Genomic DNA, 19780 nt, shown 5'->3' with positions numbered 1-19780 from the left:
CGACCGGTTCTGGCGTCCGACGGACGCACGGTGCCGGCCATTCACCCTCAGCCTACGCCGCCACCAAGCGACTGCTCGCCCCGCCAGCTGATCCCGAGCGCCACGATGCCACCTCCGGTGACCCGCACCAGCACGAGACCGGTGCCGCGGCTGGCCCCCATGTAGCCCACCTTGATCCGCCCGTGGCGGGTGAAGACCTCTGTCACGAGCACGTCGTCCCAGTCCGGTGGTGCGTAGACCAGCCGGTCGATGCGGCCGCGGTCGGTGGGGAAGCCGTCGACCAGGTGCGCCGCCTCGCGGGTGAGGTTGTGGCTGTACGGCGCCCACCACCCGCCGAGGCGGCCCTCGTCGAAGTGGGGCGACAGCTGCAGGCGCAGGGTTCCGAGCGGCGCGGCGTAGCGATGGGGGTAGATGGATTCGCGGGCAGCCATGGTGGCGCCTTCTTTCGTCGCGGCCGCGGACACGATGCGGCTGCAGCGTGGCGTCGACCTGCCTCGATCCTACGTCGGCGCCGGTCCGAGCCGGCCGCCTAGAGGTAGAACGCCGAGGTCTCGAGCGCCACGCAGGCGGCCAGCACCCAGCAGGCGGAGATCGCGGTGCACAGGCCCAGGAGCCGGTCGACCGCCTTGATGGGCGGTCCGGGCGCGACCACGACGCGCCACGCGCTGAGTCCGACGGCGATCGCGAAGACGGCCGCGGCCTGTCCGAGCTCGATCACGTGCACGGCTGCCTCCACTCGTCACGACGATTGCTTGCGGGATCAACGAGCGGGCCGCCCCGGGGCGACGGGCGGATCTACGGCAGCAGCACGTAGGGCCCACCGGACGCGTCGACCGCACGCCACGCGGTCGCCCGCTCGGCCCGGCCGTCGAGGTGGAGCCGGACGACGGCGACCCGGCCGGCGTCGTACTCGAGGGCGAGGAGGGTGCGCTCGCTCTCCCAGGTGACCGACCACGCCTCGACCTCCGCAGGAAGGTCGATGGTGGCGGCCGTCGACCCGTCGCGGCTGCGCAGCACGACCAGCCGGTCGTCGCGGAACGCCACCACCCGGCCCCCGGCGGGGCTGAAGCCGATCAGGTCGCCCTCCGCGACGCGCCACAGGGGCGTGCCGTCGGGCCGCAGCACGCGGTCGGTCCGGTCGCCGCGACCGCCGAGCACCAGCGAACGGCGGGTGCTGGTGTCGCGGGCGTGGTCGATCCCCGGGATGCGCCGGGGCGTGCCGGCGAGGTCGCTGACCCACACGCCGCCGGCGAAGCCGAGCTGGTAGACCACGTCGTGGCCCAGGAAGCCGACGACGCTCACCAGCCCCGCGGCCACCGGCACCACGACCTCGCCGCCGCCCGAGGCCCGGGAGCGGTGGATCGCACCGGCCGTCGTGTCGCCCGACTCCAGGCACAGCGTGGTGGCCCACGCGACGTAGCGGCGGTCGGCCGACGTCGCCGGCACCCCGCTCGAGCAGCCGAGCGACGCCACCCACCGCCCGTCGCGGACCCGGGCCAGGCCGACCGTGCCCTCGAAGATCCTCGCGTCGGCGACGAGCAGGCCGTCGTCGTACACGACGGCGCCGGTGACGCCGCGGCGCCCGCCCGGGAGGCGCAACCGGCGGTCGGGGGCGACGTACCACCGGCCGGCGACGTACGGGACCCGCGGCGGCGCACCCACCGGGAGCGGTGGGGCGGCCGCGGTGGGGGACGGGCCGTCCAGCGCGCCCGGCACGGCGGTGGGCAGGGCCGCGGGCGCGCACGCGGAGAGCAGGGAGAGGCCGCACGCGGCGGCGGCGACGAACCGGGGCATGCCGGTGCGACGCACCACCGCACCGTCCGGTTGTCCTGTCGATAGGGTCGCGGGCGTGGACCAGGTCGAGCGGCTGTACGACGCCGCGGCGCGCGAGCGGATCGTCCCCGAGCCGCCCAAGCGGGTCGAGGCGCCGGAGCGGCTGCCGTTCGAGCGCGACCGCGCCCGGGTCGTCCACGCCGCGTCATCGCGCCGCCTCGCCGCGAAGACCCAGGTGGTCGGCCCGCAGAGCGACGACTTCGTCCGCAACCGGCTGACGCACAGCCTCGAGGTCGCCCAGATCGCCCGCGACCTCTCCCGCGCCCTCGGCACGCACCCGGACATCACCGAGACCGCCGCACTGGCGCACGACCTCGGACACCCGCCCTTCGGCCACAACGGGGAGCGGGCGCTCGCCGTGCTGGCGGCCGACTGCGGCGGCTTCGAGGGCAACGCCCAGACCCTGCGCCTGCTGACCCGGCTGGAGGCGAAGACCGCCGACGCGGCGGGGGAGTCCGTCGGCCTCAACCTCACCCGCGCGACCCTCGACGCCTGCACGAAGTACCCCTGGGGCCCCGACGAGGCCGGTGCCGACGGCAAGTTCGGCGTGTACGACGCCGACCGCGCCGCCTTCGACTGGCTGCGCCGGGGCGCGCCCGCCCGCCGCAAGTGCGTCGAGGCGCAGGTGATGGACCTCGCCGACGACGTGGCCTACTCGGTCCACGACGTGGAGGACGGCGTCGTCGCCGGCAAGGTCGACCTGACCCGCCTCGACACGGCGGCCGTGTGGGAGACCGTGCGCGCGTGGTACCTCCCCGACGCGACCGACGCCGCGCTCGACGAGGTCCTCGCCCGGCTGCGGGCAGTGGGCAGCTGGCCCGGGGCGTCGTACGACGGGAGGCGGGCCTCGCTCGCCGCGCTGAAGAACCTGACGAGCGACCTGATCGGGCGCTTCTGCGGCGCGGTGCAGGAGGCGACCTTCGCGGCGGCCGACGGACCGTTCGCGCGCTACGCGGCCGGCCTCGTCGTCCCGGAGGAGACCTGGGCCGAGATCACCGTGCTCAAGGGGATCGCCGCGCACTACGTCATGCAGGACGCCGGCCGGGTCGCGCTGCAGGAGCGCCAGCGCGAGCTGCTCGCCGAGCTGGTCGAGGTGCTCCTCCGCGACGAGGGCGCGGGTCTCGACGCGACCTTCGCCGCCGACTGGGCCGACGCGCCCGACGACCTCGCCCGGACCCGGGTGGTCATCGACCAGGTCGCCTCGCTCACCGACGCCAGCGCCGTCGCCTGGCACCAGCGCCTGACCTGAGAGGTGGTCGAGGAGGCCGCGCAGCACCCCCGCCGGTGGTCGAGGAGGTCGCGCAGCGACCGTCACGAGACCCGGTGAGTCGACAGCCACGACGCTGCTGCCTCATCTCGCAGCGGGGCCGTGAAAAACGACCGACCGGCCACGACCGGGAGGTCGTGGCCGGTCAGTGACCGACAAGCTGGAGTCGGGAGAGGGTCAGCCGGTGACCGGGACGTGCGACTCGACCGGGGTCGGGGTCGGCGCGTCGGACGGGTCGGTCTCCTCGTCGCTGGTGACCTCGCCACAGGTGGCGGAGGCGACGACCAGGTCGACTTGGCCCAGCAGGTTGACGTGCAGCGCGTTGACGGTGAAGGTGCCGTCGGCGTTGGAGATCTGCTCGTTGGCGGTGATGGTGAGCAGGCCCGGGATCTCGACCTTGGCGTTGGGCTCGTCCACGTCGATGTCGACGGGCAGGCCGAGGGCGCTGAGGTCGGTGATCGTGGTGGTGCCGGTGTCACCGGTGCACTCGGCGATCACGGCGTCGGCGCCGACCAGCTGGTCGTCACCGGCGAGCACGTCGCAGAGGCCGCCGAGCTGGAGGTCGGTGAGCTCGGACAGGTCGAGCGCGCCCAGCAGGCTCAGGTCGAGCGGGGTGCCGTCGGTGGCGTCGCTGATGTCGTCGAGCAGGTCGCCGATCTGCGGCAGCAGGGTGCCGAGCAGGGCGTCGTTGATCTGGCCGGTGACCGGGTCGAGCGCGCCGGCGATCTGGTCGCAGGCGTCGCCCAGCGGGCCGGTGAGCTCCGCGGGGAGCTGGGCCAGGAGGCCGTCGCCGACGCCGAGGTCGGTGACGCTCGAGCTCGCCTTGCCGTTCTCGGCGCTGACGTTGATGACGCCACCGCTCGCGACCGGGTTGTCCGGCAGGCCGATGAGCGAGTCCTTGACCAGCGTGCCGTCGGTGGACTCGACCGCGATCGTGTCCTCGCCGATGACCGCGTTGTCCGCGATGCTCAGCGCGATGCCGTAGGCGGACGACGGCTCACCCGCGGCGGTGGCGGTACCGCCACCGAGCACGGCGAACGACGCGGCCCCCGTCACCAGCACGACCGCGCCGGCGGCCGAGGCCAGGGTCCTTGTCTTCTTCATGGGTTTCCCTTCATCTTCATCTTGTCGGCAGAGCGAGTCTGGGGGTTCCGGTCAGGCCTTGTCGACCATCACGGGCGTTCCGGTCGGGACGGTGCGCAGGAGGGCGAGGGCGTCATCGGGCACCCGCACGCATCCGTGGCTGACCGACTGGCCGAAGACCGAGGGGTCCGTCCAGCCGTGCAGGGCGACGGTCCCGGGGCCGCCGCCGTACGAGTCGAGGGTGTCGCTGTGGCTGCCGAGCGGCAGGATCACGGGGGAGAAGGGCTGCTTCTCGTCGGTGATCTGGCCGAGCACGAAGGTGCGTCCGGTCGGCGTCGGCGTGCCCGGCGCGCCGATGGCCACCGACCAGGTCCCGATCAGACGGCCGTCCTCGATCAGCTGCAGCTCGTGCGAGCCGAGGTGCACCTCGACCCGGAAGCGGCTGTGCGCCTCCTGCACGTCGCCCGAGCGCAGCCAGCCGGTCGAGCCGTTCGGCTTCGACGGCAGCAGGACCTGCACCCAGTCGCGGTTGCGGGTGATGACCGGCAGCCACGTGTCGCCGAACTGCTTCGGCGCGATCTTCGCGAAGGCGGTCCCGTCCGGCTCGTCGTACAGCGGGAGCATCCGCTTCGGATGGACCACGGTGCCCTTCGGCACCTTCGTGGGTCGCGGGTCCTTCGGCGCGGCCTTGATCGTCGTCTTCGTGGAGCTGGCGCGCAGCTTGCTGAGGTCGACCTTCTCGGAGGCCGTCGTGGGCGGAGCCGCCGGCGAGGGGTCCTTGTCGTCGGTGTCCCGGAAGACCACGAACAGGACGGCGATCACGAGGAGCGCGATGACGACGGGCAGGGCCGACGTCGCGCGTGCGCGCGCAGACGACTGCTCCATGCTCGGTCCCTCCCCGCATGCCCATTCCTGGCTCCCACTGTCCCGGTTCCCACACCGCTCCCGTCTGGGAAACGAACCACTGGGACGTAGGTCACGCCGAGAATAACGATCGGTCCGCTGTATTTGGTGGACCGTCTCCGGAGATGGACGCCGTGGCACCGACCCGGAGACGGATCGGTGGCCCGCGAGGGCCCGTCAGTAGGATTCCCCGCATGGTGGGACGGATCCGTGACGAGGACATCGCCGCGGTCCGGGAACGCGTGCGGATCGACGAGGTCGTGTCCGGCTACGTCACGCTCCGCAACGCCGGCGGCGGCTCGATGAAGGGCCTGTGCCCCTTCCACGACGAGAAGTCGCCCTCCTTCCACGTGACGCCGAGTCGTGGGTTCTTCCACTGCTTCGGCTGCCAGGAGGGCGGCGACGTCTTCACCTTCCTGATGAAGATCGACGGGCTGAGCTTCGGCGAGGCGGTCGAGCGGATGGCCGACAAGTACGGCGTCCAGCTGCGCCGCGACGAGAGCGGGTACGACGACCGCCCGAAGGGTCCCCAGCGCCGTCGCCTGGTCGAGGCCCATGCGGTGGCGCAGGAGTTCTACGCCGAGCAGCTGGGGACGCCGGACGCGCTCCAGGCGCGGCAGTTCCTCGCCGAGCGGGGCTTCGACCAGAACGCCGCGCTGCACTTCGGCGTGGGGTTCGCGCCCCGGGACGGGGAGGCGCTGTGGCGCCACCTCAGCGGCCGCAAGTTCACCTCCGAGGAGGCGATCGCGGCCGGCCTGGTCGCGATGGGCCGCTCGATGTACGACAAGTTCCGCGGCCGGCTGCTGTGGCCGATCCGCGAGACCAACGGCGACACGATCGGCTTCGGCGCGCGCCGGATCTTCGACGACGACCGGATCGAGGCGAAGTACCTCAACACCGGCGAGACGGCGATCTACAAGAAGAGCCACGTCCTCTACGGCATCGACCTGGCCCGCAAGCCGATCGCGCTGAGCTCCCAGGCCGTCATCGTCGAGGGCTACACCGACGTGATGGCCTGCCACCTCGCCGGGGTCACGACGGCCGTCGCCACCTGTGGCACCGCCTTCGGCGACGACCACGCCCGGGTGCTGCGCCGCTTCCTCGACGACCACGCCGAGCTGCGCAGCGAGGTCGTGTTCACCTTCGACGGCGACGAGGCGGGCCAGAAGGCCGCGCTGCGCACGTTCGAGGGCGACCAGCGCTTCGTGGCGCAGACCTATGTCGCGGTCGCGCCCGAGGGCATGGACCCCTGCGAGCTGCGGATCAAGGAGGGCGACGCCGCGGTCCGCGAGCTGGTCGCCACCCGCCGCCCGCTCTACCGCTTCGTGCTCGACAACGTCGTCGGCCGCTACGACCTCGACCGCGCCGACAGTCGGGTCGACGCGCTGCGCGCCGGTGCCCGGCTGGTGGCGAGCGTGCGCGACAGGTCGAAGGTCGACGCCTTCGCCCGCGAGCTCGCCGGCATGGTCGGCGTCGACATCGAGCAGGCCCGTGCCGAGGTACGCCGCGCCGCCGCCCGGGGCAACGCGCCCGACCGCAACGCCCCGCGCGACCGCGACCGTGACCGCGTCCAGGCGGGCGCTCCCCAGGCGCCCGCGCCCCGCAGCAACCTCCCCGACCTGCGCGACCCCCGGTTCGGCATCGAGCGCGAGACCCTCAAGCTCGTGCTCCAGCACCCGGTCGCGATCGGCCGCACCAGCGCCGACATCGGCGCCAACGACTTCACCCACCCGACCTACCGCGCGGTCTGGGAGCTCGTCGCGGCGGCGGGCGGCGCCGTGGCCGGCCAGAACGACCCCGGCTGGGTGTCGAAGGTCCGCGAAGGGGCCTCCGACCCGGCGGTGTCCTCGCTCGTGAGCGCGCTCGCGGTCGAGCCGATCCCGGTCAACAAGGACATCGACGCCGGCTATGTCGCGACCCACCTCTTCCGGCTCCAGGAGCTGACCGCGCTGCGCCGCATCGACGAGGTCAAGTCGCGCCTGCAGCGCACCAACCCGGTCGAGAACGAGACCGAGTTCAACCGCATGTTCGGCGAGCTGGCCGCCCTCGAGCAGGCCCGCCGCACGCTGCGGGAGAAGATCGTGGGCTCGGCCGAGTGAGGCTGTTCGCGCGGCGCTCGCCGATCGACGTCGGCCCGGGGGAGCGGCTGCTCGCCTCCTCCGGCGAGGTGGGCGGCACCCGCGACGCGCTCTACCTGCCGCAGCGGCTGCCGTGGGAGCAGGTCGCGAGCGCCGACTGGGACCAGGAGGCGCGGACGCTGACCGTCACCGAGGTCGGCCGCTTCGGCGAGGCGCAGCCCGTGCACGTCGTACGGCTGGAGGAGGCGGGGCGGCTGCTGCAGCTCGTCAGGGAGCGGGTGACGGCGAGCATCGCGCTCCAGCGCCACGTCCCGGTCGCGGACCGCAGGTCCGTGCGCGTCCTCGCCCGGCAGGCGCCGGGACGCCGCGGCGAGCTGGCCTGGTTCGTCGAGTACGACGCCGGGCTGGACCCGGAGGACCCGGCCGTCGACGAGGTCGTCCAGGCGGCGCTGGCGGCGGCGCGCGCCGACCTCGGCGCCTGAGCCCGGATCCGGCCTGAACCAGCCCTCGATTTCGGCCGGTCGGCCGAGCCTTGCTAGTGTTTCCCCGCTGCACGGCCCCCGGGCCGGGCCCAGCAATCCCCCGTAGCTCAACTGGCAGAGCATGCGACTGTTAATCGCAGGGTTATTGGTTCGAGTCCAATCGGGGGAGCCAACAGAAAACCTAAAAGAGCCTCTGACCTGCACAGACAGGTCGGAGGCTCTTTCTGTTGGGATCGGTGCCGGAGGGCTATTCCCCACCTATTCCCCAGATTGCGGCCGATCCCGAGCGGATCGGCTCTGGCGCGGGGCTCAGGTCACGACGAGCGCGAGGTCTGGACCGTCGCCTCGGCGTGCCGCCCGCTTCGCCTTGGGTGTCGCGCTCGGCGTCGCGGTCGGCTCGGGCTCTTGGTCCTCTGTGCTCGCCAGCGTCATGACCGATGCCGCCCGTGTCGGAGCGAGCTTGCGAGCCAGATAGCGCGTGGTGACGGCAGTGCTTGCATGTCCGAGCTGAGAGGCAATCTCTCCCAGGGGAGCGCCAGCGTCATCCATCCACGTTGCGACGGTACGCCGGAAGGAGTGCGAGCCGGCCCAGTCGCAACCTGCCTTGGTCAATACGAGCCGAACAGAGCGGAGCACGTTGCTCACGTCGCGAGGCTGTCCGAGCTTGGTTTCGTACCGCGTCACGCCGAACACGAGCTCCTTGGTTCCGAACGTCTCGGCTCGCTTGGCGAGCCTGTCAGCAAGCTCGTCGCTCAGCATCACGGTGCGGTCAGCCGCTTCGGTCTTCGTGCCCCGAATGCGGACGGTGCGAGCCTCAAGGTCGAGGTCTGCCCATGACACACAGTGAAGGGCCTCGCGGATACGAGCCCCCGTGCCGAAAAGGAAGGCGAGAAGGTCAGCAAGGTCAGCGTTGCTGTCCTCGGCGGCAGACATGACAGTGACCAGCTCGTCACGGGTGAACGCTCGCGACGTGTCCAAGTGGCGCCTGCCGCAATCGAAGTCGCAGTCAGGGTCGGAACACTTTCGGTCCCCGGTGCTGCCTTTCCGGGCGCCAGGGGTCTCAACGCGATGCATGACGCTCGCAGCGATTGCGCCTCGCCGCTCGGCAAGAGCGAGCGTGTTGGAGAGAACCTTGCGCGCTGAGGTCGCAGCTCCCTCGCCGTGGGCGTCGGCAATCTCAGATAGCCAGGACTCGATGCGCGCCACATTGTTCAGCTCCCCAAGCGGCACCAGCTCGATAGAGCTGCCAGTCACATAGCGCCGAATGTTGCCCTCGTACTGATTGAGCGTGCTGGCGCTCAGCCTCTTGCCGTTGCTGTCCTTACGGTGCTTGGCGTAGTCGAGCCACACAGCGACAGCGGTCCCAGTCCGCGTCCTTTCGTTGAGCTGGTGGTCTCCACCCCGGTGCGTGTCTCGGGCTGCCGCAACCTTTGCGGCAAGAGCCCGCTTGGCCGCGGCAGCGCTCTTGCCGCTCGCGGTCACGTCACGACGCCGATGGTTGGCGTCGTTGTAGTAGCCGCGTGCTTGGTGCATTCCCGTCGCTGTGGGGTGCGCCCTTGTTGTCACGGTACCCAGTTCGTACGGCGGAAGCTTCGGCCTTGCCATGTTGCGCCTCTCCCTCTCAGCGGCTCGCGTCATCCGGGCCCTCCATCGGGCCCGTCCGGGGGTGAAGTTAGCAGGTTTCTAGTGAATAGGTACTCAGATTCCAGTGGCTCGTTGTGATGGGTATTGGTTGTGAGGTTTCGGGTCCTGTCACCAAAGGGTCACCCTGTGAGCCTTAGAGGAGCTTTGTTGCGGAAGCTGCCTGCTTGCTGTGGAGCAAGCGCACCTGTGAGCCGTGATCGACTCGCCTCTGGCGTGGCAGGACGTCCTGGCGGCGTGGACCGATCAGGCTCGGGAGCCTGGTGGGCTGATTGGAGTGGGGTGAGCAGGAGCTGGTGCGAAACGCCGCTGCTGGGCGCTCGGAGACGACAGGATGGCCCCCGTCCCTCATTACAGCTGACGTAGGAGACCTCGGCCCGTGCCACTGGTAGCAAATAAGTACTTCGACCTTGCAGTGAGAAACATTGCGCGATTCGGAGACACCGATGTGTTTCCGCTTCCGTTCGAAAACCACGTTCTCTATGACGCGAGGGAAAAGGTCGTGGACCTCCTCCAAGACCTCTCGGGGAACTTTGAGGACCGCCTAAATGAATCTGGTCCGGTCCTACACTCCGCGCTCTCTCCTCTCGGTTACAACGGATACCGATGGGCCACCCAGATTGAGCCAATCTGGAATGCCTTCTATCTTGGCACCGTCCTTTCGTTGGCGGAGGAGATTGAAGCGAAGCGTGTTCCTGTGGATCGGAAGGTAGTTTTCTCTCATCGCCTTGACATTTCAGATCCAGCGAGCGATGACCTGTTCCAGCGCGATGGTTGGTTAAAGTACCAGCAGGAAAGTTCCGACCTTGCCGAGAAACATCAATTTGTTGTTTCAGTAGATATTGCCAACTTCTACGCCCGCGTGTATCACCATCGAATCGAGAACGGGCTGAAGTATATTGATTCCGGCGGCGAGCGTGCCCGACAGATAACCAAACTCCTGGGATCCTTCAGTCAGAACGTTTCCTATGGGCTACCAGTCGGGGGGCCCGCATCCCGCATTCTTTCGGAGCTGGTGTTGGATCCAGTGGACAAGACATTGCTGGTACAGGATCCCCCGCTGAAGTTCCTCCGTTACGCAGACGACTATCGCTTTTTTGTTGATTCGACCGAGGACGCTCACCGTGTGATTGCCCTGCTATCGGAGAAGCTGCAGCGGAACGAGGGCCTCTCATTGCAGCGGAGTAAGACCCGAATCATGACGTCTGCCGAGTTCGCTACCTCGACCCGTCCTCATAATCCGTCTCCAGGAAGTGCGGAGAAGTTTCTGAGTCTACATCTCTATTACGATCCCTACTCGCCAACGGCAGAGGAGGATTACGACTACCTGAAATTTCAGTTGAGCGAGTTTGACGTCTTGGAGTTGCTGCGTTCGGAGCTGGTTAAAGGTCGGGTTGACCAAGCACTTACGCGCAAACTTGTGCAGGCGTTGAAGCACATGCCAGACGCAGTTAAGGAGCAGGCGCTGTTCTCGCTACTGGAAAACCTGGAGACGTTGGCTCCAGTCATACCTCAGGTCATGCGTGCCGTGCGTGAGAACGTTAACGATCTGTCGGAGGAGAGCCAGGCGATCATTCACGCTGCAGTTCGCGACCTGATCACCTCGCAGAACTACATTGCTCAGGTCGAGACAAACCTGGCCTATATGGTCCGCGTGCTCGCTCAGAAGGAGTCCGAGGAGAACGGCACACTGCTAATGCAGTTGTTCGACCGAGCGCACGGCTACACCGGCGGACCTTCTCCCGAGATCCAGCGTGAAATCATGCTCGTACTAGGAAAATGGGAAGCCCACCATTGGCTGCATGATATTAAGTCTCGTCACGCGACGATGCACGGCTGGGTTCAGAGGGCATTCTTTGTCGCGTCCTATGCGCTCGGAGATGAGGGTTCGCATTGGCGAAAGCAGGCCAAAAAGTCGCTCGCTCCCTTTGACAAAATTGTGGCGGACTGGTCGGGCGAAAAAGTCCAGCAGAATGGCTGGGAGATTCCGGTTTGATTACGGCAAAGAACTTCGCGAGCATGGGATCGATTTGGCATATCGTGGTGCCGTCGCTGGAGCAGTTCAACCGATGGGTGAATGTCAATGAGCGTGCCTATGGCAGGCCGGTGCAACGCTCGGGCGAAGCTAGTCGTAGTGCCCTGATCTCGGAAACGGCCTTCAATCTTGCGACTTCATCGGCCGGAATCCGAGATCCCGAGGCTAAGGCGAAAAAATTCCTTGACCAATTGCCTGGTTCGACCGAAACAAGCCCATTGAGTGTCGCGGAGTTGAATGAGGCTCGACGCTTGGCGTTGAACCTGTCGAGAGCTTTTATTTTCGATATCAAAGACGCAGTCGTTCATCCGAGGTTTTCGGGTTGTGGCGTAGTCGGTCCAGCCTTCGGAGATCTTGTACAGAGCGCGGAGTTGATCGAGGTAAAGACGGTTGAACGGGGCTTTCGTGGCCTCGATTTTAGGCAGGCGCTTACGTATGCGGCGCTGGCGTATGCCGGGGGGCAGGAGATTGAGCGGGTCACGCTCGTGAACCCTCGGCGTGCGGTGCGATTCTCGTCCGCTTCGGAATCGTTAGCCCGCGATCTCGGTGCTGCCTCATGGATAGATCTGATGCAGAGTCTGGTCAACGCGATGACTGACGTAGGCACATCGCAGTAGGTATCTGCACAGCGAACTCCTTGGTCCGCAATGCGGATTAGAGCGCCCTCGCGGAATGCAGAGTGGCGTCGGTGACTCGTGCCACGCCGCGTTCTCGTCCATCTCGCGGATCGACCGCCGAGAGACTTCTAGCAGGTGACCGCCCAGAGAGATCGGGAGACTTTCGGGACAGCGACCGTCCGGTCACGGCGGCACAGCCGCCGCAGCAGTTTCGCTGTAGAGCCTGGGCAGGTTGAGGGAGCATCCCCACTGGAAGCGCTGGGCGTGCCGGCTGTCGATAGCTGACGGGAATCTGCCACGGGGCTGAGGCGTAGAGGGCGGGCTCGACTTCTTTAGCCGGGAAGTGAGTTCACTGTGCGCCTTTGGGCAACGCCCGGTAGGGCATGCGACGGATGGCGCATCACCGCATGGGCGGGCCTTCTGAGCCCGCCCATGGGTACAGCTCCAGGGTCGTGGCTGCTGATCCCCGGTGGGTCCTCTAGGCCTCTGTCTTGGCGCCTAGCTTCTAGGCGCGGTGCGGGCTGCACCCGCGAGGTGCGGTGCCATCAGTCTCAGTGGCCGCCTGCTCGCCCAAGACGAGTCAAACGCGTCATGCTGATAGTGCACGTTTGATCCATATATTGTGAGGGCCACATCGGCTGACAACAGACGGGGAGTCCCCTTGAGTGACCTTTGCAGTTGAGTCCATCGGCATCGAAGAGTTGCTGAAACGGCTACGCACGAACACGTGGCTTGTTCCTTCGTTTCAGCGGGACTTTGTATGGTCGGAGGCCCAAGTAACGAGTCTCGTTCTGTCGGTCATCGAGGCGCGTCCGATCGGGATGGCAACTCTCTGGGAGCAGCCTGACGACAGTGATCTGAAGCTAGAACCAGTCTCGATCCCAGACACGCAAAACGGGGTATCGGTTGATGTAGGAATCGCAACGAGCGAGGGCTGGCCGAACAAGTTCTTCGCTGTCCTGGATGGTCGGCAGCGTTCGACGGCACTGGCAATGGCTTTCGGTGGCTTGCGAGCTACCGACTCCCGCAGGCGCTTCTCGGGACGGTTCTACCTGGACGTGACTCAACAAGAAGCGACAGAGCGCGTGCGGTACTACAAGGAATCCGAGGTTAAGAGCAAGAAGCTCGACCAGCTAAGCGTCTGCGTGGGCCAGGGGCTGTTTCCTTTGGCCACGGATCCTTCGAAGGGACTGATGGGTCAATGGATGCACTACGTCCAGGCGATCAAGGACGAAAGTAACTACCCCAACGGGGTGCTTCCAGCGGATGAGGAGCTGGAACGCCGCAACGCGGTCCTGATGAAGGCCTTCGAAGGAATCAATAAGACGGTTCTCGCGGTCTACATTGTCCCGGCCGACTATTCGCTAGGCGATATTTGTGAAATATTTGAAACCTTGAATACCACCGGCACTAAGGTTTCGACCGTAGATCTTCTCCATAGTTGGCTATATAGCGACACCTCAAAGGAGCAGGATCCGATTTCTTTGAGAGACTGGATTGATGATCTCGGGCAACTCGAAGGCGCGGTCGGTTGGGCGTCGCGTACCAACCGACCCGAAATCATCGCCCAAGCCGTCACGGCTTGTTATGTGACCCTTGAGTCAGACAAGCCGAGCCCCAGGGCAGTTGGCGGCAGAAAGAAACAATCAAGCATCACGTCGCTCAAGGCAGGCGACCTGCTCGCCACCCCAGTGGCGTTCTGGAAGCAGGTCGTTTCTAATCAGCAAGGATTTGCGTCCTATCTCGGCGATTTTCAAAAGTGCGTATCTGGTTCAAATTTTCCGCTGAGCGAGTGCCCTTATCCGGTTTCGGTGGCGATCTATGCGGGCCTGCGGTGGTACATGGCTGAAGACGCTAGGTTCAATGATCAGTGGACTATCGAGGAACTGGATGCATTGTTCCGTGCCTTCTTCTGGAGGAACGCGCTCACGGGAAGGTATGACCAGGGTTTCCTCAGTCAAAGCGCGGCCGATATCAAGGTTCTCCGAGACATTTTGTTCCGTCGCCCCAAGGCGTCGACTTCCAATTCTTGGGCCGCCGAATCCGACGCTTTGCTGGGCAGGAATCTTAGTCTGCTCCCTCCTGTTAAGGAGGTACTAAACCGGCAGTTGCTCCACTCAAAACCTGCCGGGGCGTTGGGGTTGGCGCTAACGCTGCCGGTTCGGACGCGGCCTTCTGTGGACCTTCTGGATCCCACCGTCTCACTCACGTTCCCGAGCCCTAAGCCGGTCGAACTGCACCACATCTACCCCCAGGCTTGGTGCTCAAGCAATCAGCACGGACTTCTCAAGGACGTGCTCAATCCGAACAAGGCCGAGTTCGATTATGTGAAGTCCGTTGCCAATCTGACGCCGCTTACTCGGGAGAGCAACAATGATTGGCGTGCGAAGACGCCTGGTCAGGCGCTCTCGGAGAAGGCTGTTAGCTTTGGGGTGGCAAAGGACCGTCTCCAGTCGCACTTCATCGACCAGGATGCGTTCGACGTTCTAACGGGAGATACGGCTGATCCCAAGAAATTCTGGGAGATCCGAGGTCGCGCGATATCAGATGAACTGCTGAACCGCTGCAATGTTTACCTTTGATAGGCCCTTCGATGTATCTACCAGTCTCGCCCGAGGTAACCGCAGTAATTTCGCAGGCCTATGTGGCCGGAGTCGAGACGTCCCTGGCCGAATTGGCGGATCTTCTCGGTTGCGCACAAGGGGGGACGCTGGCAGCGGCGAGCGCGGTTATGGAGCGCGTCGCTGCGCTTGACCTTGAGTTGTTGCCAGGAATTGAACATGGAAAATATGACGACGTGAGGGTCTTGAGGCGCCCCGTCACGATATCTGATTACACTGAGCGCGCTCGGGAAGTGATGGAAGCTGGAGAATCATCAACAGTTGAATTCAAGTCTTCTTTGCTGACTTCAATGCACCATCTCGCCCAAGGCAAGGGTCTTGTTGAGTTGCCTAATCTTCCGGGAGAAGTGCTCAAGACCGTCGCCGCTTTCTTGAATTCAGATGGCGGGGAACTGCTGGTGGGGGTTGATGATCTTGGCGATCCGTGCGAAGGGATTGCCAGAGACCTGGAACTCAAGAGTTGGAGCGAGGATAGGTGGCAGCTTCACTTTTGGGGATTGATCGACGGAAGATTCTCGGACGGGGAGTTGATCCGGTCCTACTTGCGCGCTGAGATGGTCGAAGTTGATGCTCATCAGATCTACTACGTGAAGGTCATGTCGCGCAAGGAGCGGAGTTTCGTTCGCCGGGAGAAGAACAAAGCGTACGAATTCTTTGTCAGAAATGGACCGAAGACGGATTCGTTGGACCTCCCAGGACTCTATTCACATTTGATCCTGAGGTGGGAGTGAGCGTGAGAGGCTCCTTCCGGGCCCGTGTGGGTCTCAGTGCGTCGATGTGTCAGATGGCGCGGTCTCTGCAGCGAGGGTGGGGGAGCAACCCTGTCGGTTGCGTTGCCCGCACCGCCCGTACATAGCCGCTCTAATCGTGCCACGGTTTCAGGGTCGCGTGACCGGAAGGCAGCGTTGATCGCCGTAGCGTCGTCGCTCCCTTGCTGGAAGGGCGAACGAGAGCGCGGAAGGGCCCCCGTGGGCCCCTTGGTGGCTTTGGCGCTCCGAGCCGCGTCAGGCCTTCACGCTGAGGGCCTGATTCCGCGCCAGAACGCAAGAAAGGCCCCCGACCCTTGCGGGGTCGGGGGCATCTTGGGCGAGCGAGCCGAAGCTAGGCGACCGTGCTCGTGAACGTCGCTGTCAGGGCAACGGGGTAGTAGGGGCTGGCGCTGCTCTCTCGGGCCTGAGCGGCGAGCGTGACGCTCTCGCAGCGACCGAGCCCACCAAGGGCCTGACCGATCTGGCGCTCTGCCGATACCCGGAGGCGATACTCCAGGTCGGCAAGCTCGCCCTTGAGAACGTGGAGCCCCAGCGTCTCGGTCAGCTCGACGGTGCGCACGTTGCCGTCAGTGCGTTCGGTCAGCCTCGGAGCCCCGCCACTGAGGGCGAAGTGTCCGGCTCGGGCCTCCCAGCGCTGTGCGGTCTGAGTGAGGCCCCCGCCAACGATGCGAGGAGCCTCGGCGTTGACGAATGGGGTTGCCGCGACGAGCGAGAACCCCTTGGCGTTCCGCTCGTCAATGCTCGCCAGCAACGGCAGCTCACCGAAAACGTTGAACACGTCGAGCTTGAGCCGATCGACTCCGGTGCTCGCGCCTTCCATCCGAGCGGGGCGATTCTGCCCAGCTCGCAGGGACGTGGCGGAGTCGCTGACGGAAGCCTCGATCTCTCGCAGGTCGAGAGGGCGATGGGCCTTGGTGCGGTAGTAGTGAATCTCCACCTTTCCCGATGCCGCACCTGCCTCATGGTTGGCGCGGGTCGCCTCGGTCTGAGCGATGACGGCAGTGGGATACAGGCTCTCGGGGATCGTCTCCCAAGCGTCGGACGGAGCGAAGGTGGCGAAGACCTCGACGCCCGGAAGTGCCCGCTTCACGGCGGGCACCATTGCCTCTGCGACGTCGCAACTCGTCGGAAGGATCTGCTTTTCGAGCTTGGCGGCGCGCTGCCTCACGCCACTGAGCATTGCCTCTACGCGCTCGATATTCGCCTCTGCCTCGACGTAGTCGATTGCAGGGATATCGTCGCCTCGGCTCCAGGCCTGACGGATATCGCTGGGACGTGAAGCGACCTCAACGAGCTCGGCGCTCAGCTCTCGCTCTCGTGCGTCGAGCTCAGCGATTCCCTTTCGGAGTTCGCCTACCTTGGTGGAAGTCGCGCTCTCGGCGCGACCAAGCATTGCTCTGACAGACTTCAAGTTGTGGTTTGCCATGTTGTCTCCTTTGGTTCTGGCAACAGAAAAGGGCCCTCGAAAGGGCCCCTTGGTGTTTGGGAATGATCCGAGCGCAATCGCCCGAGTCGAGCTAGCCGGCGAGCGCTAGCGTTTGCTCTGTGTGATGCGTGTTCTGGCTCTCAAACATCTCGATTGTCTGAATCGCATAGAGCACGCGAGTCCCGATCTTTGTGAACGAAGGCCCCCGGCCTTCCGATCGCCAGTTGGCTAGCGATCCCGTGGACATTCCCCAGCGGGAAGCCAGCTCGCTGGCGCTGAGAAACACTTTCGCTGAATGCATTTCCTTCCTTTCTCCTGTGTCATGGCGCAACCCTGCCGGGTTTCGCCGCCCCTTCCTGTGAAGCCTTTTCGCAGAATGCGATCCCTTGGGGGATCGCCCTGCCACTGCCGTTGGTTCGCTCGGCGCTTGCGGTCTTGGCTCCGAACTCACGGCTCGACAGGCTCGCGACCTGTCTGGCGCTCCCATGCCAGGACTTCGGCAAGGGGGTACTTGGCGCACCGGCAGCGGTCCCGAACGAACGCGGGCCCTCGGCGCGTGTAGCGCTGTTGGCGGATCGCATCAGTACTCATGCCCCAGCGCTCTGCAAGCTCGCTGGTCGTCAGGTAGGTGGCGCTGTCCGCATTGGTAGTCATGAGGATTCCTCATTGGTGAGTGATGAATAGGGAGGTTCGCTCCGAGTAAGTCGCAGACCGGAAGGGAAGGAGACAACGATCTGCGACTTACTCGGAGGAAATGAGCGCTGGATCCTCCAATTCGCAACAGGCCCAGGAGTTGACCTTGCGAGGGGATCGACAGTGCTCGACTTCGCCAAACGCGCTTCCTGTCGGGTGCTAGCACTACAACTAGCGAAAGCGGCGGCGATAACTCCGACGGCACTACTGAATGCGTCAGAGTCGAATGAGCTGAGCCTTTGAGGCTCAGGGCATCGGGGATCAAGGGAGCCCCTTGCGGGGGCTCCTTAAGGCTCTAGGTGTTAAGGTCGTAATGGAGGGACATGGCGCAAAGCCTTTGGCGCTCATGGTCTCAGTTATAGGGAGCCCTCCGGGGCTCCCTATAGGTTGCAAATCCTTCAGTGTTCTATTACCCGGCGCTGAGCGCTTGAGTCATGACGTTGAGGTTTTGAGCATAGGCGTGCCATTAATGGATGTCTGCATTCGATATGCGGACAAAGGTCGAGAGGGTGACTAACACTCTGAGCAGTGCTTGGGGCAGTTGCGTCTAGCGCCCCGGTTATCCGTCTTCCCTTGGTGTTTGCTCCAGCGCCAAGGCTCCTAGCTGTCGTCTTCCCCGCTGGCGCTCAGCACCTCCGGCCTTCGGGCCTTTCACGGCCCGTCACTTACATATATGCCGGAATCGCCACGAAACCGGACCCTGCGAGCGAAACAGTCTTGGCGTGAGCTACGCCACGGCGCTGTGGGCGGCAGTCTCGACCGTGGGCAGCCTGAGCGCATCCGACCAAGGATCGGCAGACCAGAAGACCTTGCGCGTGTAGACCCTCGGCAACGTCGCCTTCCTCGCCATGAGCGGAGGTGCGGCCATGGTCAGCCACCCCAGAGCTTCGCAGCGGCGAAGCCGCGCCGATGCCGTCTTGCGCTCGATCCCGAGCGAGCTGGCAGCGAGCGTCACACTTCGGACACTGCGGGGGATCCCGAAGTAGAACAGGGCGAATGCGCGGGCCTTGGTGTCGAGCGGGCTCGCCAGTTCGTGCGCGGCCACGTGAGCCGCCCAGGCCTGCCCGAAGGGATCTGGTTCGGTGCCGTCGAGCGCGTCGAGGTCGAGTAGGTCGAGGGTCTGCCGGGGATCATCGCGTGCGGATCTATGGTCTTCGGTCTTATTTATGTGAGTCATTTTTCTCCCTCGGGCATGAGGAAACCCCCGGCGAAGACACCGGGGGTTTGGTGGGGTGATCGCGTGAGGTCTGTGCGCCCGTGGCTCTGAATCAGGCCCTCAGCGTGAAGCCATGTCCGGGCCCGAAGGGCGAAGGCGACCCAGGGCCCCGTGAGGGCCCTTCCAAGCTCGATCGCCTTTGCGGCAAAGGAGCGTAGTCGCCTGCCGCTCTCGGCAGCAGCGGATGAAACGTAGCGCGAGTTGGTGACAGATAGACGTTGAGCGCGATCAGCGATCGCTCCGAGCTGACCGAGCCGATGGCGCCGGTACGCGTCTTCCTTGCAGGGGCTCGGTCCCTGAGCTGAGGGAGCCCTGTCAGGGGCTCGGTTGGATTCCCGAGAGTATGAGGATCCTCGGTCTACCGGCCCTCCTGTTGCCGACGTGCTCAGCGCGCCACTGAGCACCAAGAGCCCTGCGTGCCCTCAGCGCCTCGGTGCTGGTGATTGGATCCGGGCGTGCGGAGAGACGCCTGCGCGTCCCCTTGCGGTATGGGACGCTTTGCCGCGCAGGCCCAGCCAAGACTTAGGGCCGCGGTCGCGAGATCAGATTGTGGGGAACGTCAGGTGGGTTGGTTCGGGAAGTCGGCGAAGCGCGGCCGTTTGCTCTTTTGGTACGAGTTTCCGCCTTCGACGGACAAGTCGATCGTGTACTACACCCTGGACCCTGGCGAGACTGGGCGAATGTGGTCCGCCCTCCCGGCGGATCTGTTCACTGACGAGGTTGCCAGCAAGTTTGCGGAGTCACGAGATGTTCCGCGTGTCATTCGGATGATGAACATGAGAGCGCTGGTTCCCATCAAGCTCCAGATCCCCAGTCTCAAGATCGACATCTTCAAGCTGGACTTCAAAGCTGCTCCGACTGACAGTCGTTCGGCCTTTGAAGTGAACGTATCGGTGCCGGATGCCACGTTCCGGGAGGAAGAGTGGCTTCGGGTCCGAAGTGCTGGGTCTTTGCGTTCGTGACCTCCCGAGTCGGTACGGGGGAGGGGTATCGGCCCGCTCTCATCCCGTTCCGTACTTACTCCCCGGATTTGTAGTGAATCGCCCTGATGGGCGATGAGCCGCAACCTTCTCATCCTCGCTATTTTGCGAGGTCAGAAGGCCTGTAGTGACCCA

16 protein-coding genes and 1 tRNA gene are annotated in these 19780 nt (G+C 65.2%); 9 read left to right on the top strand and 8 right to left on the bottom strand.

The features are described 5' to 3' along the window. Positions 1–47: 47 nt before the first annotated feature. The 3 genes from AC2YHB_RS07990 to AC2YHB_RS07980 all read right to left on the bottom strand — a co-directional run bounded on the left by AC2YHB_RS07990 (position 48) and on the right by AC2YHB_RS07980 (position 1809). Complete coding sequence (locus AC2YHB_RS07990; protein ID WP_487353754.1) at positions 48–431, bottom strand: DUF5994 family protein; 384 nt, start codon at positions 429–431, stop codon at positions 48–50. 98 nt (positions 432–529) lie between these two features. Further along, a complete protein-coding gene (locus tag AC2YHB_RS07985; RefSeq protein ID WP_036546414.1) occupies positions 530–724 on the bottom strand; it encodes a hypothetical protein in 195 nt (64 codons plus the stop codon). Positions 725–795: 71 nt separating this feature from the next. Then, on the bottom strand, positions 796–1809 hold the full coding sequence (locus tag AC2YHB_RS07980) for a hypothetical protein (RefSeq protein WP_487353753.1): 1014 nt from the start codon (positions 1807–1809) through the stop codon (positions 796–798). A 40-nt stretch (positions 1810–1849) separates the two neighbouring features. Between AC2YHB_RS07980 and AC2YHB_RS07975 the strand changes: the two genes are divergently transcribed. Further along, a complete protein-coding gene (locus AC2YHB_RS07975) occupies positions 1850–3082 on the top strand; it encodes a deoxyguanosinetriphosphate triphosphohydrolase (RefSeq protein WP_487353752.1) in 1233 nt (410 codons plus the stop codon). 195 nt (positions 3083–3277) lie between these two features. On the opposite strand, the gene AC2YHB_RS07970 is transcribed toward AC2YHB_RS07975, so the two are convergent. Further along, on the bottom strand, positions 3278–4204 hold the full coding sequence (locus AC2YHB_RS07970) for a choice-of-anchor P family protein (protein WP_036546407.1): 927 nt from the start codon (positions 4202–4204) through the stop codon (positions 3278–3280). A gap of 51 nt (positions 4205–4255) precedes the next feature. After that, complete coding sequence (locus AC2YHB_RS07965; protein WP_036546404.1) at positions 4256–5068, bottom strand: L,D-transpeptidase; 813 nt, start codon at positions 5066–5068, stop codon at positions 4256–4258. 212 nt (positions 5069–5280) lie between these two features. Here AC2YHB_RS07965 and dnaG point away from each other — a divergent pair, with 212 nt between their 5' ends. The 3 genes from dnaG to AC2YHB_RS07950 all read left to right on the top strand — a co-directional run bounded on the left by dnaG (position 5281) and on the right by AC2YHB_RS07950 (position 7818). Next, positions 5281–7185: a DNA primase gene (gene dnaG, locus AC2YHB_RS07960; RefSeq protein ID WP_179647456.1), complete on the top strand. Its 1905-nt coding sequence runs from the start codon at positions 5281–5283 to the stop codon at positions 7183–7185. Continuing rightward, positions 7182–7646: a hypothetical protein gene (locus tag AC2YHB_RS07955; RefSeq protein ID WP_051932325.1), complete on the top strand. Its 465-nt coding sequence runs from the start codon at positions 7182–7184 to the stop codon at positions 7644–7646. The genes dnaG and AC2YHB_RS07955 overlap by 4 nt, the downstream gene beginning before the upstream one ends. Before the next feature lie 96 nt (positions 7647–7742). After that, a tRNA-Asn gene (locus tag AC2YHB_RS07950) sits at positions 7743–7818 on the top strand. 137 nt (positions 7819–7955) lie between these two features. Here AC2YHB_RS07950 and AC2YHB_RS07945 read toward each other — a convergent pair. Further along, a complete protein-coding gene (locus AC2YHB_RS07945; RefSeq protein WP_487353751.1) occupies positions 7956–9284 on the bottom strand; it encodes a tyrosine-type recombinase/integrase in 1329 nt (442 codons plus the stop codon). A gap of 382 nt (positions 9285–9666) precedes the next feature. Here AC2YHB_RS07945 and AC2YHB_RS07940 point away from each other — a divergent pair, with 382 nt between their 5' ends. From AC2YHB_RS07940 to AC2YHB_RS07925, 4 genes are all read left to right on the top strand, one after another. Continuing rightward, positions 9667–11283 carry an RNA-directed DNA polymerase gene (locus AC2YHB_RS07940; protein ID WP_487353750.1) on the top strand — a complete coding sequence of 539 codons (1617 nt, stop codon included), beginning with the start codon at positions 9667–9669 and terminating at the stop codon, positions 11281–11283. Positions 11284–11306: 23 nt separating this feature from the next. Further along, positions 11307–11939 (top strand): hypothetical protein, encoded by a 633-nt coding sequence (locus tag AC2YHB_RS07935; protein ID WP_487353749.1) that lies wholly within the window; start codon positions 11307–11309, stop codon positions 11937–11939. Positions 11940–12604: 665 nt separating this feature from the next. Then, positions 12605–14521, top strand: coding sequence for a GmrSD restriction endonuclease domain-containing protein (locus AC2YHB_RS07930; RefSeq protein ID WP_487353748.1), 1917 nt, complete (start codon positions 12605–12607; stop codon positions 14519–14521). 62 nt (positions 14522–14583) lie between these two features. Beyond that, on the top strand, positions 14584–15291 hold the full coding sequence (locus tag AC2YHB_RS07925) for an AlbA family DNA-binding domain-containing protein (RefSeq protein WP_487353747.1): 708 nt from the start codon (positions 14584–14586) through the stop codon (positions 15289–15291). Between the two features lie 370 nt (positions 15292–15661). Here AC2YHB_RS07925 and AC2YHB_RS07920 read toward each other — a convergent pair whose 3' ends face one another. Both AC2YHB_RS07920 and AC2YHB_RS07915 read right to left on the bottom strand, forming a co-directional pair. Beyond that, entirely contained in the window at positions 15662–16756 is a 1095-nt protein-coding gene (locus tag AC2YHB_RS07920) for a hypothetical protein (protein WP_487353746.1), read from the bottom strand. A 1420-nt stretch (positions 16757–18176) separates the two neighbouring features. Then, positions 18177–18626, bottom strand: coding sequence for a hypothetical protein (locus AC2YHB_RS07915; RefSeq protein ID WP_487353745.1), 450 nt, complete (start codon positions 18624–18626; stop codon positions 18177–18179). A gap of 683 nt (positions 18627–19309) precedes the next feature. On the opposite strand from AC2YHB_RS07915, the gene AC2YHB_RS07910 reads away from it, so the two are divergent. Then, a complete protein-coding gene (locus AC2YHB_RS07910; protein WP_487353744.1) occupies positions 19310–19627 on the top strand; it encodes a hypothetical protein in 318 nt (105 codons plus the stop codon). Positions 19628–19780: the final 153 nt, after the last annotated feature.

It is taken from the genome of Nocardioides sp. SRI_004, assembly GCF_057586415.1.
This window is presented reverse-complemented; position numbering and strand designations above follow the sequence as displayed.

Bases quoted from the DNA above. Each gene is read 5' to 3' on its own strand.
- AC2YHB_RS07990 (WP_487353754.1), bottom strand. From the start codon at position 431: ATGGCTGCCCGCGAATCCATCTACCCCCATCGCTACGCCGCGCCGCTC.
- AC2YHB_RS07970 (WP_036546407.1), bottom strand. From the start codon at position 4,204: ATGAAGAAGACAAGGACCCTGGCCTCGGCCGCCGGCGCGGTCGTGCTG.
- AC2YHB_RS07965 (WP_036546404.1), bottom strand. From the start codon at position 5,068: ATGGAGCAGTCGTCTGCGCGCGCACGCGCGACGTCGGCCCTGCCCGTC.
- dnaG (WP_179647456.1), top strand. From the start codon at position 5,281: ATGGTGGGACGGATCCGTGACGAGGACATCGCCGCGGTCCGGGAACGC.
- AC2YHB_RS07945 (WP_487353751.1), bottom strand. From the start codon at position 9,284: ATGACGCGAGCCGCTGAGAGGGAGAGGCGCAACATGGCAAGGCCGAAG.
- AC2YHB_RS07935 (WP_487353749.1), top strand. From the start codon at position 11,307: ATGGGATCGATTTGGCATATCGTGGTGCCGTCGCTGGAGCAGTTCAAC.
- AC2YHB_RS07920 (WP_487353746.1), bottom strand. From the start codon at position 16,756: ATGGCAAACCACAACTTGAAGTCTGTCAGAGCAATGCTTGGTCGCGCC.
- AC2YHB_RS07915 (WP_487353745.1), bottom strand. From the start codon at position 18,626: ATGACTCACATAAATAAGACCGAAGACCATAGATCCGCACGCGATGAT.